Below are 15371 nucleotides of genomic sequence, written 5' to 3'. Positions count from 1 at the left end.
TATACGACCAGGTCCAGGGTGACAACATGAAAAACAAATTGTTATTTATGATGTTAACAGTTCTGGGTGTGCCTGGAGTTGCAGCTGCGTCAGGTTATGATTTGGCAAATTCAGAGTATAACTTCGCAGTAAATGAATTAAGTAAGTCTTCATTTAATCAGGCAGCCATTATTGGTCAGGTCGGCACTGATAACAGTGCGAAAGTACGCCAGGATGGCTCAAAACTATTGTCTGTTATTTCACAAGAAGGTGGAAGTCATCGGGCAAAGATTGACCAGTCAGGAGCTTATAACTTTGCATATATTGCTCAGTCGGGCAGCGCCAATGACGCCAGTATATTGCAAGGTGATTACGGTAATACTGCGATGATCATCCAGAAAGGCTCTGGAAATAAAGCAAATATTACTCAGTACGGTACGCAAAAAACAGCAGTTGTAGTGCAGAGACAGTCGCAAATGGCTATTCGCGTTATTCAACGTTAATACCGTTACGACTTTTAAATCAATCCGATGGGGGTTTACCATGAAACTTTTACAAGTGGCAGCATTTGCAGCAATCGTGGTTTCTGGCAGTGCTCTGGCTGGTTCTGTTCCACAGTGGGGCGGCGGCGGCGGTAGCGGTGGTGGTAACGGCAGCAGTTCTGGCCCGGAATCAACACTGAGTATTTACCAGAACGGTGCTGCGAACTCTGCACTTGCTCTGCAAAGTGATGCCCGTAAATCAGATACGACAATTCATCAGAATGGCTACGCTAACGCCGCTGATGTTGGTCAGGGTTCAGATAACAGCACTATCGATCTGACTCAAAGCGGCTTCAGAAACAACGCCACTATCGATCAATGGAACGGCAAAAACTCGGATATCACCGTTAGCCAATATGGCGGTAATAACGGTGCTCTGGTTAACCAGACCGCATCTGACTCCAGCGTACTGGTTCATCAGGTTGGTTTTGGTAACAACGCGACCGCTAACCAATATTGATTCAGATTTATGGCTGGCAATAAACAGGGCGAAAGCCCTGTTTATTTTCGGAGGATACATAATGCAAACGCTCCTGCTCCTGGCGGCGCTCTCCAATCAGATAACCTTCAATACGACTCGTCAGGGGGATATTTACACCGTTGTTCCTCAGGTGACGCTCACTCAGTCTTGTATGTGCCGGGTGCAACTCATGTCTGTCCGGCAAGGGAAAGCGGGACAAAGTCAAACCCGGCAGGAAAAGACGCTTTCATTACCTGCTAATCAACCGATTGATTTGATGAAACTCAGTTTAAATATCACTCAGGAGGACACGGTTAAAATTTTCGTTACTGTTTCTGACGGACGTACAATCCATTTAACACAGCAATGGCTGACCTCTGCGGCATCACCATAATCTATTGATTTATTTACGATAATGATGTGGCGGAGTAGTGATTACTGTTCTATGAATATAGAGACGGCAAACGTCATTCCCGGTTTCAGTAATCATCACAATGGCAAGAAGGGAAAACACAACCCCTCAAGGATGATTTATTATTGAGGAAGCCGCATATGTTTACATCATTGTCAAAGAATCTTCTGGGTCTCAGTCTGTCTGTTTTCGCTTTTTTCTCCGTTTCGTCTTTCGCCGCACATGGTTCGCAAGGTGGAGTCATTCACTTTGTCGGGCAAATTGTCGAACCCCCCTGTGAGGTTTCCAGTGAGCAAGGGCGCCTGGAAATGTCCTGTGAACGTGATGGCCGTATCCAGCGCCATCGTTTTAGTCCGCAGCGGGTGTCATCAGCAACGCAATACTTCCAGCAGATTGCCTCTGTAAAGATGCAGTATCTTAATGAGCGGAAGAATCTGGCAATAATGAGCATTGAATATCGATGATTGCAGCCAGGTTCTTAATCTAACCGGATGACTAAAAAGGGCGATTTCCTGGAAAACCCTGCTGTACACTTAGGCTACAGGGTTATGCAAGGGGATTTTATGGAAACGCGAATTCATGTCATTCAGGGTGATATCACCCAAATGGCCGTTGACGTTATTGTTAATGCGGCAAATTCTTCATTGTTGGGGGGCGGGGGCGTTGACGGAGCGATTCATCGTGCCGCTGGCCCCGCGCTTTTGGATGCCTGCAAAAAGGTCAGGCAGCAGCAGGGGGAATGTCCCACTGGTCATGCCGTGATTACGCTCGCGGGCAATCTACCTGCGAAGGCGGTGATCCATACAGTCGGTCCTGTCTGGCAAGGGGGAGAACATAATGAAGCTCAACTGTTGCAGGATGCGTACTTTAATTGCCTGAATCTGGCGCTGGCGAATGGCTATCATTCTGTTGCATTTCCTGCCATCAGTACGGGTGTGTATGGCTATCCACGCGCGGCAGCCGCGGAAATCGCGGTGAAGACGGTGTCAGCATTCCTTATCCGTCGCGCTTTGCCAGAACAGGTATACTTTGTCTGCTATGACGAAGAGAATGCCCGACTCTACGAGAGATTACTCACCCGGCAAGGCGAGGAGTGAATTGACCCGGCTTGCGCGCGCCGTCGCGCCACTGTGTGAACGTCATCCGCAGCTGTGCGGTATTCTGCCTCTTGATGACGGTCTGGACGCCTTTGCCGCCCGCTACCGGCTGGCTGAAATGGCAGAGCAGACCCTCGATGTGCAGTATTACATCTGGGAGAATGACATGTCCGGACGGCTGCTGTTTTCAGCATTGCTGTCTGCCGCCGATCGGGGAGTGCATGTCCGTCTGCTGCTGGATGATAACAACACGCCAGGGCTGGACGGCATTCTCCAGCGGCTGGACAACCATCCTGACATTGACGTCCGTCTGTTTAATCCTTTCTCTTTTCGCCTGCTGCGTATGCTTGGCTATTTAACCGACTTTGCCCGGCTGAACCGTCGAATGCATAATAAAAGCTTGACGGTTGATGGCGTGGTAACGCTGGTCGGTGGTCGAAACATTGGTGATGCTTATTTTGGCCTGGGTGAAGAACCGTTGTTCTCCGATCTGGATGTGCTGGCGATTGGGCCTGTCGTCAACGAGGTTGCCGAGGACTTTGAACGTTACTGGGATTGTCGGTCGGTTTCGACGTTGAAATCGGTACTGTCAATTTCAGAACCGGGGAGCGCCGAACGCATTGAGCTGCCGGATAACGGGGATAATGACGCCATGTCTCGTCGCTATCTGCATAAACTGGAAACCAGTCAGTTTATGACGCATTTGTATCATGGCGAACTGCCTTTTATTTGGGCGAATACCCGTTTGCTTAGCGACGATCCGTCCAAAGGGGAGGGGAAAGCGCAGCGCCACTCGTTGTTGCCACAGCGACTGTTTAATGTGATGGGCTCGCCAGCCGAGCGTATCGATATTATTTCCGCCTATTTTGTCCCGACCAGAGCAGGGGTTGCACAGCTGCTGAGGCTGGTCCGCAAAGGCGTAAAGATTGCCATTCTCACCAACTCGCTGGCGGCGAACGATGTGGCAGTAGTCCACGCGGGCTATGCGCGCTGGCGAAAAAAGCTGCTGCGCTATGGCGTGGAACTCTATGAGCTTAAGCCAACCCGCGAACCTCATAGTGCATTGCACGACCGGGGATTGACCGGCAATTCTGGTGCCAGTTTACATGCCAAAACGTTCAGTATTGACGGAAAGACGGTGTTTATCGGTTCATTCAATTTTGATCCGCGTTCAACTTTACTTAACACCGAAATGGGATTTGTGATTGAGAGTGAAACGCTGGCCAGGTCAATCCACGCGCGCTTTTTGCAAAGCCAGTTCGATGTCGCCTGGCAACTGAGGCTGGATCGCTGGGGACGTATAAACTGGATCGATCGCCATCAGGGGAAAGAGCTGGTGCTAAAAAAAGAACCCGCCACAGGATTCTGGAAGCGGGTTCTGGTGCGACTGGCCTCGATTCTGCCTGTCGAGTGGTTGCTCTGAAAATACCGACTAGCGCGCTACAGCGCTATTATTTTCACGCCTGACGGCGGGCTTACCCGAAAATAAAAACTTCAGCAGCGGAATGCGTAAATGAATTTCGTACAGAATCAGCGCAATGCCGATGACAAAAACCAGTCCGCATAAAAAACCCAGGAGATTAGACGTGATATGCGGAGTGATGTAGGCACCAAAAAACAGGGTCAGCGGATGATGCACCAGATAAATAAACAGCGATGCGTTTACAAAATAGGTAACGCGAGCGGATTGAAAATTCAACAAACGATGGCCGAGTGAAAAGACGACGTTAACCATCCACAGACCCATAACCATCGTGATCACATATTCCGTTTCATACATCCAGGCATCGCCGTTTCCGTAATGTTGGTTCAGCAGATAGGCGATAAACGCCAGTGCCGCGCCCAGCGTGCAGCCGCGTGAAGGCGTGGTAAACAACGCTTTCAGACTGGGGTAGATAAACGCCAGTGCGCCGAGGATAAAAAAGGGCACGTAAAACAGTGTCTGCATAACAATAAAATTGAACATGCCGTCGCTGAGAATCGGCGGGTAAAGAATAAACAGTGTACGTCTGACCACCGCATAACCCACGCCCAGTAAGAAAAAGATGAGCGTCAGTTTGGTCATTGAAAATTGAGTCACGGGTAGCGAACCGGCGTTTGCCAGCCGTGTTTTTATCTTGCTAAATATCCACATACTTAGCGTCGTTAATACCACCAGCACCAATAAGAACCACAGGTGTGAAATTAATTCCCACGCCAACGTATTGTATTTTTCGTAGCCAGAAAGCGTATGCCAGGCGTCAGCTTTTCCTTTTACATATTGCAGCATAATAAATTGCGGCAACGTCAACAGAGGAATTGCGGTCAGCATCGGAATACCCACGCGCTCAACGCGAACTTTCCACCAGCGTTTTAAGGGATAACGCAGAAATAGCATGTACGAAAAATAACCTGAAATAACGAAAAAGACCTGCATACGGAATGCATGGATAAAATCGTTAAACAAGGTGAGCCACCATGAAGGCTCAGCACTGTTGACATGCCAGGTATGGCCTGAATAAATCAGTGAAATATGAAAAGGGATCCCTAACAACATCAGCCATGCGCGGATGGAGTCGAGGAAATACTCACGCTGTTGAGGCACTGGATTCATAAACGGTTACGTATTCTCGGACTTTTCGTCTTAATGCGAAGACGGATAATGGGTACATTCGGTGGCAACCCTACACGAAGTATGTCTACCTGTCTCCAGGATAAGCACGCAAAGTGAAAAAGGGCTCGGAACGTGCTTAATCCATGAGCCAGCGCGCTGAACAATACAGGTATTCAGTTGTCGTAATGCCTGATTATCCATTAAAATAGATCGGATCGATAAGTACTCCGGATAGTTCAGGTTGTAGTAAAGCAGAAGCCAAATCAGATGCAACCAGGAGTATAAGCACACAAAGGGGGAAGTGCTTACTAAATGAAACATAAACTACAAATGATGAAAATGCGTTGGTTGGGTGCAGCAGTGATGTTAACGCTGTACACCTCATCGAGCTGGGCCTTCAGTATCGATGATGTTGCAAAGCAAGCACAATCCTTAGCCGGTAAGGGCTATGAGGCGCCAAAAAGTAACTTGCCCTCCGTCTTCCGCGATATGAAATATGCGGACTACCAGCAGATCCAGTTTAACCGCGATAAAGCATACTGGAGCAACCTAAAGACCCCATTTAAGCTCGAGTTCTACCATCAGGGTATGTACTTCGACACGCCGGTCAAAATTAACGAAGTGACCGCGACGACGGTAAAGAGAATCAAATACAATCCGGATTACTTTAATTTTGGCGATGTCCAGCATGACAAAGACTCGGTGAAAGATCTTGGTTTTGCCGGGTTTAAGGTGCTGTACCCGATTAACAGCAAAGACAAAAGCGATGAAATCGTCAGCATGCTTGGCGCCAGCTACTTTCGCGTGATTGGCGCAGGTCAGGTCTACGGTCTGTCTGCCCGTGGTCTGGCTATCGATACCGCTTTACCTTCTGGTGAAGAATTTCCCCGTTTTCGTGAGTTCTGGATCGAGCGTCCGAAACCTGCTGATAAGCGTCTGACAATTTATGCGCTGCTGGATTCCCCACGCGCGACCGGAGCTTATCGTTTTGTGATCCTTCCTGGTCGTGACACGGTTGTGGACGTCCAGTCTAAAGTTTATCTGCGCGATAAAGTCGGCAAGCTGGGCGTTGCGCCGTTAACCAGTATGTTCCTGTTCGGGCCGAACCAGCCGTCTGCGGCGACCAACTATCGTCCGGAACTGCACGACTCTAACGGTCTGTCTATCCATGCCGGGAACGGCGAATGGATCTGGCGTCCGCTGAATAACCCGAAACACCTCGCGGTCAGCAGCTTCGCGATGGAAAATCCGCAGGGCTTCGGCCTGCTGCAACGTGGCCGTCAATTTTCACGCTTCGAGGATTTAGACGATCGTTATGACCTGCGCCCGAGCGCCTGGATCACGCCGAAAGGTGACTGGGGCAAAGGGAAGGTTGAGCTGGTTGAGATCCCGACCAACGATGAAACCAATGACAACATCGTTGCCTACTGGACGCCGGATCAGTTGCCAGAAGCAGGCAAAGAGATGAATTTCAAATACACCCTCACGTTCACCCGCGATGAAGACAAACTTCATGCGCCGGACAATGCGTGGGTGCAGCAAACCCGCCGCTCTACCGGTGACGTCAAACAGTCCAACCTGATTCGTCAGCCTGACGGAACTATCGCGTTTGTGGTGGATTTTGCTGGTGCAGATATGAAAAAACTGCCGCAGGATACCCCTGTTACTGCGCAAACCAGCATTGGCGATAACGGAGAGATCGTTGAGAGCGCCGTTCGCTACAACCCGATGACCAAAGGCTGGCGCTTAACGCTGCGCGTGAAAGTGAAAGACGCGAAGAAAACCACTGAGATGCGCGCTGCGTTGGTCAACGCCGATCAGACGCTGAGTGAAACCTGGAGCTACCAGTTACCTGCCAATGAATAAAACTACTGAGTATATTGACGCAATGCCGCTCTCGGATATTGAGAAAGCGGCATTGCCGAAAACTGACATCTGCGCCGTTCATCAGGCGCTGGATGCCGAGCATCGTACTTACTCGCGAGAAGACGATTCACCGCAGGGTTCTGTTAAAGCGCGTCTTGAACAAGCTTGGCCAGATTCTCTTGCCGACGGGCAGCTGATTAAAGACGACGAAGGGCGCGACCAGCTTCAGGCCATGCCGAAAGCAAAACGTTCTTCGATGTTTCCCGATCCCTGGCGTACCAATCCGGTGGGGCGTTTCTGGGACCGCCTGCGCGGTCGCGATGTGACGCCGCGTTATCTGTCTCGTCTGACCAAAGAAGAGCAGGAGAGCGAGCAAAAATGGCGTACCGTCGGGACAATCCGCCGCTACACCTTGCTGGTGCTGACCCTGGCGCAGACGGTGGTGGCAACCTGGTATATGAAGACTATTCTTCCTTACCAGGGTTGGGCGTTGATTAATCCGGCGGACATGGTGGGGCAGAACCTGTGGATCTCCTTTATGCAGCTGCTGCCTTACGTTTTGCAAACCGGTATTTTGATCCTGTTTGCTGTGCTGTTCTGCTGGGTCTCTGCCGGATTCTGGACCGCGCTGATGGGCTTTTTGCAACTGCTGATCGGGCGTGACAAATACAGTATTTCCGCGTCAACGGTTGGCGACGAGCCGCTCAATCCGCAGCATCGTACCGCGCTGATTATGCCTATCTGTAACGAGGACGTAGACCGCGTTTTCGCCGGGCTGCGCGCCACGTGGGAGTCGGTGAAAGCCACCGGTAATGCTGAACATTTTGATGTCTACATCCTCAGCGATAGCTACAACCCCGATATCTGCGTTGCAGAACAAAAAGCGTGGATGGAGCTGATCGCCGAAGTGCAAGGTGAAGGGCAGATATTCTATCGCCGTCGCCGTCGCCGGGTGAAGCGCAAAAGCGGCAACATTGATGACTTCTGCCGTCGCTGGGGGAGCCAGTACAGCTACATGGTGGTACTGGATGCCGACTCCGTTATGACCGGAGAGTGCCTGACCGGGCTGGTGCGTCTGATGGAAGCGAACCCGAATGCCGGGATCATCCAGTCTTCGCCCAAGGCTTCTGGCATGGACACCCTGTACGCACGTTGCCAGCAGTTTGCGACGCGCGTGTATGGACCGTTGTTTACCGCAGGTCTGCACTTCTGGCAGTTGGGAGAGTCGCACTACTGGGGCCATAACGCCATTATCCGCGTGAAGCCGTTTATTGAGCACTGCGCGCTGGCCCCCCTGCCAGGCGAAGGTTCATTTGCCGGTTCGATCCTCTCTCACGACTTCGTGGAAGCTGCGCTGATGCGTCGTGCGGGCTGGGGCGTCTGGATTGCCTATGATCTGCCCGGTTCGTATGAAGAGCTGCCGCCAAACCTGTTGGATGAGCTTAAGCGTGACCGTCGCTGGTGTCATGGCAACCTGATGAACTTCCGTCTGTTCCTGGTCAAGGGGATGCATCCGGTTCACCGCGCCGTGTTCCTGACGGGGGTGATGTCTTATCTCTCTGCGCCGCTGTGGTTTATGTTCCTGGCGCTCTCGACTGCGCTACAGGTCGTACATGCGTTGACCGAACCGCAATACTTCCTGCAGCCGCGCCAGCTGTTCCCGGTCTGGCCGCAGTGGCGTCCTGAGCTGGCGATAGCGCTCTTTGCTTCGACGATGGTGCTGCTATTCCTGCCAAAATTGTTGAGCATTATGCTCATCTGGTGCAAAGGCACTAAAGAGTACGGTGGTTTCTGCCGCGTAACGCTGTCGCTGCTGCTGGAGGTTCTGTTTTCTGTGCTGCTGGCTCCGGTACGTATGCTGTTCCACACGGTGTTTGTGGTCAGCGCGTTCCTCGGCTGGGAAGTGGTGTGGAACTCACCGCAGCGTGACGATGACTCCACCCCGTGGGGGGAGGCATTTATGCGCCATGGCTCTCAGCTGCTGCTGGGCGTGGTGTGGGCTGTGGGCATGGCCTGGCTGGACCTGCGCTTCCTGTTCTGGCTGGCGCCGATCGTCTTCTCACTGATTCTGTCACCGTTTGTTTCCGTGATCTCCAGCCGTTCCACGGTGGGACTTCGTACCAAACGCTGGAAGCTGTTCCTGATCCCGGAAGAGTATTCTCCGCCGCAGGTGCTGGTGGATACCGACAAGTATCTGGTGATGAACCGCCAGCGTGCGCTGGACGATGGCTTTATGCACGCGGTGTTTAATCCGTCGTTCAACGCGCTGGCAACGGCGATGGCTACCGCGCGTCACCGCGCCAGTCAGGTGCTGGAGATTGCGCGTGATCGTCACGTGGAACAGGCGCTGAATGAAACGCCGGAAAAACTGCATCGCGACCGCCGTCTGGTGTTGTTAAGCGATCCGGTGACAATGGCGCGTTTACACTATCGTGTCTGGAGTTCGCCGGAAAAATACTCGTCGTGGGTTAACCACTATCAGGGTATCAAACTGAATCCACTGGCGTTGCAGAAAAAATAATATGCCTGAGTGTGAAAATACCGGCCTGGCGCCGGTATTTTTTTATACTGAAGAGGGCAGTGAACGAGGTAATCAGGTGCGTATTCTGGCAGTCAGCATAATGGTTCTGCTTTTAAGCGGGTGCGGCAGTATTATCACCCGGACGATCCCCGGCCAGGGGCACGGGAATCAGTACTATCCGGGCGTACAGTGGGACGTTCGTGACTCGGCGTGGCGCTATGTCACCATCCTCGATCTGCCTTTCTCACTGGTCTTTGATACGCTACTGTTGCCGCTGGACATTCATCACGGCCCGTATGAGTAATTAGCGCTCGTCCCACTCATCGGCTGCGGTCTGACCCTCTTCTGTATCGAGAGGCGGCTCAAGCTGAAATTCGCCTTCATCCCATTCGTGAAGGGTATTTTCCTCCTGCCACTCCTGGTGGATCTCTATCTCATCATAATCGCCATCAAAGACGCTTTGTGCAGCTTCTCCGCTCAGCATCGGCAGGCATTCGCCTTCTTCCTCTTCGTCAGCAAAAAACTCGACCTGCCACATGATGTCTCCATCCTGCAGGACATATTTCTGTGCATTGAACTGTCGCACGTCCGCGTCGTTTTGCTCAAGGCCGGGGTTATCAGCCAGGAACTCTTCACGAGCGGCGTCAATGGCTTCTTCCAGCGTGGCGTACATGGTCATCACGTGTCTCCCTTTGATTTGATGAGGTATTCAGGGAAAGAATAGCTGATTCTCCGGCTTTGCAAGTATGAATGCGTAAAAATCATCCTGTGATCTGTGGAACTCTGCGGCGGCGCAGAGTGTTCCAGGAGTAAACCGCGTTAAACAGCACCACGCCCGCAGTGACAAAGAAGACGGTGCGGAAACCGTAGCTGGCGGAGATCGCCGCCCCCATCAGCGGGCCGGTAACGTTGCCAATATCACGAAACGACTGGTTATAGCTGAAGATACGACCGGCAATCTGATTGGTTGAGTTGTAGACCAGTAGCGTCTGCACGGCGGGCAGTAGCGCGCCGTCCGCCGCGCCCAGCAAAAAGCGCAGGACAGCCAGCTGCCACGGCGTCTGGACAAAAGACATAGGAATAAGCAGCAGGACAGAGACGATCAGCGCGACAATTAAAATTTTCTCCGGGCCAATACGGTCACCCAGTTTACCCAGTCGCGGCGCACTGAGTAACGCCGCCACGCCGGGAACGGAAGCAATCATCCCGCTGATAAAGGCGATATTGCTGACGTTTCCTGCCAGTTCGCGAACATACAGCGTCAGGATCGGGGCAATGGAACCTGTGGCAACCTGAATGATCAAGGTGGTAACGAACAGGCTCAGCACCAGCTTCGGGTTTTTGAGGGAAGCGACGACTTCCCGGACGTGGAGCATCTCCTTCTTACTGATAGGTTGAAAATGTTCACGAATAAAGAACAGCGTCAGTAAGAAACAGGTCAGCAACACGCTGGCGGTAATGAAAAATACCGGACGCAGTCCGTACTGGTCGGCGAGCAAACCGCCGGCCAGCGGCCCAAGCAGCGCACCGCTCACCCCCCCTGTAGAGAGAGTACCTAACGCCCAACCGCTTTTAGAACGCGGGACCTGCGTGGCGATGAGCGCGTTAGCGTTCGGGATAAATCCACCCAGCAAGCCCAGCAGGGCGCGAAGAATCAAAAACTGCCAGATATTCTGCGCAAACCCCATCAGCACCATCACCACAGCCATGCCGAGCGCAGAGCGCAGCAGCATAATTTTACGCCCTTTACGGTCAGCCAGGCCGCCCCAGAAGGGGGAGGCAATGGCAGAGAACAGGAAGGTAATACTGAACACCAGACCCGACCACATATTCAGCGCACGGTGTCCTGTTACCCCGAGCTGCTCAACGTAAAGGGGCAAAAAAGGCATAACGAGGCTGAATGCTGCGCCGGTTAAAAAACAACCAAGCCACGCAACGGTAAGATTGCGCTTCCAGTTTATGGGGGTATCTGAGGGTGACATGGCGTTCCGCAGTGTGACGCGCCGTTGCGCTATCATCAAAAAAAAGAATATAAAACAAGCACACTTATTATGCGCCTGCCTTACTGGTGCTGCAATGTGGGGAGCTTTTATCGCTAAAAAAGGGGGATAAGCAGCCCGAATGGACTGCTACAGAACTAATAGCGGGAAGGAACGCCTTCCGGGCGAGTTTTGAAGCGGCGATGTAGCCACATATACTGCTCTGGCGCCATCATAATGCACTGCTCAATGATTTTGTTCATCCAGGCGGCGGTCGTTTCTGCATCGTCCAGCGGCGGGGAACATTCTGGCGGTAGCATAATCAGCTGATATCCTTTGCCGTCAGGTTTACGACGAGGAACAAACGGCACCAGGCAGGCGTTGGACATGCGCGAAAGCATCCACGTCCCGGAGGTGGTGGCAGCCTGCTCCACGGCGAAGAGTGGAACGAAAACGCTGGCGCGTGGGCCATAGTCATGGTCTGGGGCATACCAGACCACTTCGCCTTTTTTCAGCGCCTTAATCATTCCTTTCAGATCCTTGCGGTCAAGCATCGACTTGTTGGAACGCATACGCCCCCAGGTCTGTAGCCAGTCGAGTAAAGGATTGTCATTCGGGCGATAGACGCCAATCCCCGGTTCCTGTAAACCAAACTGCCGCGCCCCCAGCTCAAGCGTCAGAAAGTGCAGGCCTACGAGCAGGATCCCACGCTGCTGTGCCTGAACGTCGCGGATATGCTCCATACCAATGACTTCCGTCCAGCGGGAGATACGGCGATCCGTCCAGAACCACGCCATGCCGGTTTCCATCAGGCCCATGCCCACCGACTCAAAGTTTTTGACCACCATTTCGTGGCGTTCCTGCTCGCTCATCTGGGGGAAACAGAGTTCAAGATTGCGCCAGACAATTTTGGCACGGCGCTTCATCAGGCGTAATGCCAGATGCCCCATCAGACAGCCCAGGCGGTAGATCATGGGGTAGGGTAACTGCACGACCAACCAAAGTGCGCCAATACCCAGCCAGGTTAACCAATAACGTGGATGCAGTAATGCTGCGGAGAACTTGGGTAAATTCGTCATGTCTGTCCTGTCTTTAATTCTTAAACGAGCAATTCCCTGTATTGTCGCATTTTTTCGTGCCCAGCCAAAACATGCGGTGGGAGAGTGGCGATTAATACGGCGATTGTTGTTAATTTATTAGTTTGAACAATGAAATGTAGCGCAAAATGTGTGGATGTAAATTGGCGGGGATTGCTATATGATGCCGCCCGATTTAACTTTTACCCTTTGCAGGATACGTACACCATGCCAGTGTTACACAACCGCATTGCTAACGACGCGCTCAGAGCGCGGATGTTGGCGGAAACAGAACCGCGTACCACGATCTCGTTTTATAAATATTTTACCGTTGCGAATCCCCAGCATACCCGGGATGCCTTGTATCAGATGTTTACTGCACTGAACGTCTTTGGCCGCGTTTACCTGGCGCATGAAGGGATTAATGCCCAAATCAGCGTGCCACAGAGCAAGGTGGAGGCGTTTCGCCAGCAGCTTTACGCATTTGACCCGGCGCTGGACCAGCTGCGTCTGAATATCGCGCTGGATGATGATGGAAAGTCATTCTGGGTGCTGCGCATGAAGGTGCGTGAACGCATTGTGGCTGATGGTATTGATGACCCGAATTTTGACGCCAGCGATGTGGGGGCTTACCTGAAGGCGGCGGAAGTGAATGCCATGCTCGACGATCCTGACGCTGTCTTTATCGATATGCGTAACCACTATGAATATGAAGTGGGCCACTTCGAGAATGCGCTGGAAATCCCTGCCGATACGTTCCGTGAACAGTTGCCGAAAGCCGTCGAAATGATGCAGGGACATAAAGATAAAAAGATCGTGATGTACTGCACTGGCGGCATTCGCTGTGAGAAGGCCAGCGCGTGGATGAAACACAACGGCTTCACGAAAGTCTGGCATATTGAAGGCGGAATTATCGAATATGCGCGCAAAGCCCGCGAGCAGGGTTTACCGGTTCGTTTTATCGGGAAAAATTTTGTTTTTGATGAGCGTATGGGTGAGCGGATCTCTGAAGAGGTTATTGCCCATTGCCATCAGTGCGGTGTGCCCTGTGATAGCCACACCAACTGTAAAAATGATGGCTGCCATCTGCTGTTTATTCAGTGTCCGGCCTGTGCGGAAAAATATAACGGCTGTTGCAGCGAACTCTGCTGTGAGGAGAGCGCGTTACCGGAAGAAGAGCAGCGGCGACGTCGTGCTGGTCGTGAGAACGGCAATAAGATATTCAATAAATCACGCGGGCACCTGAATCTCCGGCTGGGGATTGCGGATCCGGCTGAGTAATTAAGCAGGAGAGGGGAAGTCGCCCCTCTCCTGCGCGTTATTTCTGCTGTACGCCTTCTACCGAGATGATCAGGTCGACTTCCTGCGAAGCCGGACCAGGATCGGTGGTGATATTGAAGTCCTTCAGTTTGATTTTACCTTCCGCTTCAAAACCCGCGCGTTTACCTCCCCACGGATCGTCGCCCTGACCGATCAGTTTCGCTTCCAGAGTGACCGGCCTTGTTACGCCGTTTAGCGTCAGATTACCGGTGATATCCAGCTCATCGCCCTCTTTTTTCACGCTGGTGGAGGTAAATGTCGACTGTGGAAATTTCGCTACGTTCAGGAATTCTGCGCTGCGCAGATGCTTATCACGCTCGGCGTGGTTAGTATCAACGCTGTTTGTATTGATTGTCACATTCACCTTGTCCGCCGCAGGATTTTTTTCATCAAAGGTGAAGGTGCCGTCGAAATCTTTGAAAGTGCCATATAACCAGCTGTAGCCGAGATGCTGGATACGGAAATTAATAAAGGCATGTTGTCCTTCTTTGTCAATTTTGTAGTCTGCCGCCAGGGCAGATCCGGTCGTGAACAGCAGAGAGGCGAGGGTTAAACCCAGCAGGCTTTTCTTCATTTTTGTGCTCCAGAGTCAGATGACGACTTTCCTGACATGCGATTGAGGGTGTCGTCTTTATCGATGAAATGATGTTTAACGGCCATAAGGCCGTGCAGGACGGACACAATGACGACGGTCCAGGCAAGCCAGAGGTGTAGATTTCCTGCAAGATCGGCCTGAGCGCCAGCATCGGCAAGCGTTGCAGGGACGTCAAACCAGCCGAATACGCTGATGGGTTTACCATTGGCCGTAGAGATGAGATAGCCACTGATTACGATAGCGAAAAGCAGAAGATATAACGCAATATGTCCCAGTGCTGCACCGATTCGGGTCAGGCGCGAATAGCTTGTAAGTGCGGGAGGAGGAGGGGATATCGCCCGCCAGATAACCCGAATGACCAGTCCCATCATGAGCAGAATGCCAATACTTTTATGCAACTCCGGGGCCTGATGGTACCAGCCGTCATAGTAGCTGAGCGTGACCATCCACAGACCCAGCGCAAACATGCCGTAGATCACGACAGCCATCAGCCAGTGCAGCGTGGCGGAAATAATGCCATAGCGCTGAGGAGTATTTAAAAATTGCATAAATGCACCAATGAGGATTTTAAAAAAATGAAAATGGCCTGTTAACGCATTTTTTGCAACTAAAAAATAACAATATTAATGATGTTTATTTTTTATTCAATAAAATTGAATTAAAATTGGATTGTTCATCAGGATATTAGCGGTAGCACTTCGGTTTATGCTTTTTCTTCAAGGAAAAAGAAGATTTATGTTGTTCAAATTATCGCAATGTAAATTAGAGAAATATTCTTTTTTGTCAATTTGCGTCAGGAGGAAGGCTCAGAAGAAAAAAATATAAATAAGATCCATAATAGCCAGCAGCGACCATAAAATAACATAGAGCATAAAATGCTCGCGGATATTGTTAACCAGGAAATGAAATAACCGAAGCATGGATTATATCA

At 51.5% G+C, this 15371-nt stretch carries 17 protein-coding genes; 10 read left to right on the top strand and 7 right to left on the bottom strand.

Going from position 1 to position 15371, the window contains the following annotated elements; genetic code table 11:
- Window positions 1-26 precede the first annotated feature (26 nt).
- From csgB to C3432_RS07395, 6 genes are all read left to right on the top strand, one after another.
- Window positions 27-482 carry a curli minor subunit CsgB gene (gene csgB, locus C3432_RS07420; RefSeq protein WP_103776002.1) on the top strand — a complete coding sequence of 152 codons (456 nt, stop codon included), beginning with the start codon at window positions 27-29 and terminating at the stop codon, window positions 480-482.
- Between the two features lie 40 nt (window positions 483-522).
- Complete coding sequence (gene csgA, locus C3432_RS07415) at window positions 523-981, top strand: curli major subunit CsgA (protein ID WP_103776001.1); 459 nt, start codon at window positions 523-525, stop codon at window positions 979-981.
- A 61-nt stretch (window positions 982-1042) separates the two neighbouring features.
- Window positions 1043-1375: a curli assembly chaperone CsgC gene (gene csgC / locus C3432_RS07410; protein WP_103776000.1), complete on the top strand. Its 333-nt coding sequence runs from the start codon at window positions 1043-1045 to the stop codon at window positions 1373-1375.
- 158 nt (window positions 1376-1533) lie between these two features.
- Window positions 1534-1857, top strand: coding sequence for a type 1 fimbrial protein (locus C3432_RS07405; protein ID WP_103775999.1), 324 nt, complete (start codon window positions 1534-1536; stop codon window positions 1855-1857).
- A 99-nt stretch (window positions 1858-1956) separates the two neighbouring features.
- A complete protein-coding gene (ymdB, locus tag C3432_RS07400) occupies window positions 1957-2490 on the top strand; it encodes an O-acetyl-ADP-ribose deacetylase (protein WP_103776939.1) in 534 nt (177 codons plus the stop codon).
- Entirely contained in the window at window positions 2432-3913 is a 1482-nt protein-coding gene (locus tag C3432_RS07395) for a phospholipase D family protein (RefSeq protein WP_103775998.1), read from the top strand. The genes ymdB and C3432_RS07395 overlap by 59 nt, the downstream gene beginning before the upstream one ends.
- A gap of 9 nt (window positions 3914-3922) precedes the next feature.
- On the opposite strand, the gene mdoC is transcribed toward C3432_RS07395, so the two are convergent.
- On the bottom strand, window positions 3923-5083 hold the full coding sequence (gene mdoC, locus C3432_RS07390) for a glucans biosynthesis protein MdoC (RefSeq protein ID WP_103775997.1): 1161 nt from the start codon (window positions 5081-5083) through the stop codon (window positions 3923-3925).
- Between the two features lie 330 nt (window positions 5084-5413).
- Between mdoC and mdoG the strand changes: the two genes are divergently transcribed.
- The 3 genes from mdoG to C3432_RS07375 all read left to right on the top strand — a co-directional run bounded on the left by mdoG (window position 5414) and on the right by C3432_RS07375 (window position 9774).
- Window positions 5414-6949: a glucans biosynthesis protein MdoG gene (gene mdoG / locus C3432_RS07385; protein ID WP_103776938.1), complete on the top strand. Its 1536-nt coding sequence runs from the start codon at window positions 5414-5416 to the stop codon at window positions 6947-6949.
- Window positions 6942-9470: a glucans biosynthesis glucosyltransferase MdoH gene (mdoH, locus tag C3432_RS07380; RefSeq protein WP_103775996.1), complete on the top strand. Its 2529-nt coding sequence runs from the start codon at window positions 6942-6944 to the stop codon at window positions 9468-9470. The genes mdoG and mdoH overlap by 8 nt, the downstream gene beginning before the upstream one ends.
- A gap of 76 nt (window positions 9471-9546) precedes the next feature.
- Window positions 9547-9774, top strand: coding sequence for a YceK/YidQ family lipoprotein (locus C3432_RS07375; protein ID WP_103776937.1), 228 nt, complete (start codon window positions 9547-9549; stop codon window positions 9772-9774).
- Here the strand turns inward: C3432_RS07375 and C3432_RS07370 are convergent, their stop codons facing one another.
- The 3 genes from C3432_RS07370 to C3432_RS07355 all read right to left on the bottom strand — a co-directional run bounded on the left by C3432_RS07370 (window position 9775) and on the right by C3432_RS07355 (window position 12528).
- Window positions 9775-10149 carry a MysB family protein gene (locus tag C3432_RS07370; protein ID WP_103775995.1) on the bottom strand — a complete coding sequence of 125 codons (375 nt, stop codon included), beginning with the start codon at window positions 10147-10149 and terminating at the stop codon, window positions 9775-9777.
- Window positions 10150-10231: 82 nt separating this feature from the next.
- Entirely contained in the window at window positions 10232-11452 is a 1221-nt protein-coding gene (mdtG, locus tag C3432_RS07365; protein WP_103775994.1) for a multidrug efflux MFS transporter MdtG, read from the bottom strand.
- A gap of 155 nt (window positions 11453-11607) precedes the next feature.
- Window positions 11608-12528, bottom strand: a complete 921-nt coding sequence (locus C3432_RS07355; RefSeq protein ID WP_103775993.1) for a Kdo(2)-lipid IV(A) acyltransferase — start codon at window positions 12526-12528, stop codon at window positions 11608-11610.
- A gap of 225 nt (window positions 12529-12753) precedes the next feature.
- On the opposite strand from C3432_RS07355, the gene trhO reads away from it, so the two are divergent.
- The gene (gene trhO / locus C3432_RS07350; protein ID WP_103775992.1) at window positions 12754-13806 is read left to right on the top strand and encodes an oxygen-dependent tRNA uridine(34) hydroxylase TrhO; all 1053 of its coding nucleotides are present in this window, start codon (window positions 12754-12756) and stop codon (window positions 13804-13806) included.
- A gap of 37 nt (window positions 13807-13843) precedes the next feature.
- On the opposite strand, the gene C3432_RS07345 is transcribed toward trhO, so the two are convergent.
- The 3 genes from C3432_RS07345 to C3432_RS07335 all read right to left on the bottom strand — a co-directional run bounded on the left by C3432_RS07345 (window position 13844) and on the right by C3432_RS07335 (window position 15360).
- A complete protein-coding gene (locus tag C3432_RS07345) occupies window positions 13844-14419 on the bottom strand; it encodes a YceI family protein (protein WP_103775991.1) in 576 nt (191 codons plus the stop codon).
- Window positions 14416-14988, bottom strand: coding sequence for a cytochrome b (locus tag C3432_RS07340; RefSeq protein WP_103775990.1), 573 nt, complete (start codon window positions 14986-14988; stop codon window positions 14416-14418). The genes C3432_RS07345 and C3432_RS07340 overlap by 4 nt, the downstream gene beginning before the upstream one ends.
- Window positions 14989-15246: 258 nt before the next feature.
- A complete protein-coding gene (locus C3432_RS07335) occupies window positions 15247-15360 on the bottom strand; it encodes a DUF2770 family protein (RefSeq protein ID WP_103775989.1) in 114 nt (37 codons plus the stop codon).
- Window positions 15361-15371: the final 11 nt, after the last annotated feature.

The organism is Citrobacter amalonaticus, assembly GCF_002918555.1.
Lineage (GTDB): Bacteria > Pseudomonadota > Gammaproteobacteria > Enterobacterales > Enterobacteriaceae > Citrobacter_C > Citrobacter_C amalonaticus_A.
The sequence above is the reverse complement of the archived record's forward strand: the minus strand, read 5'-3'. Positions and strand labels throughout refer to the sequence as shown.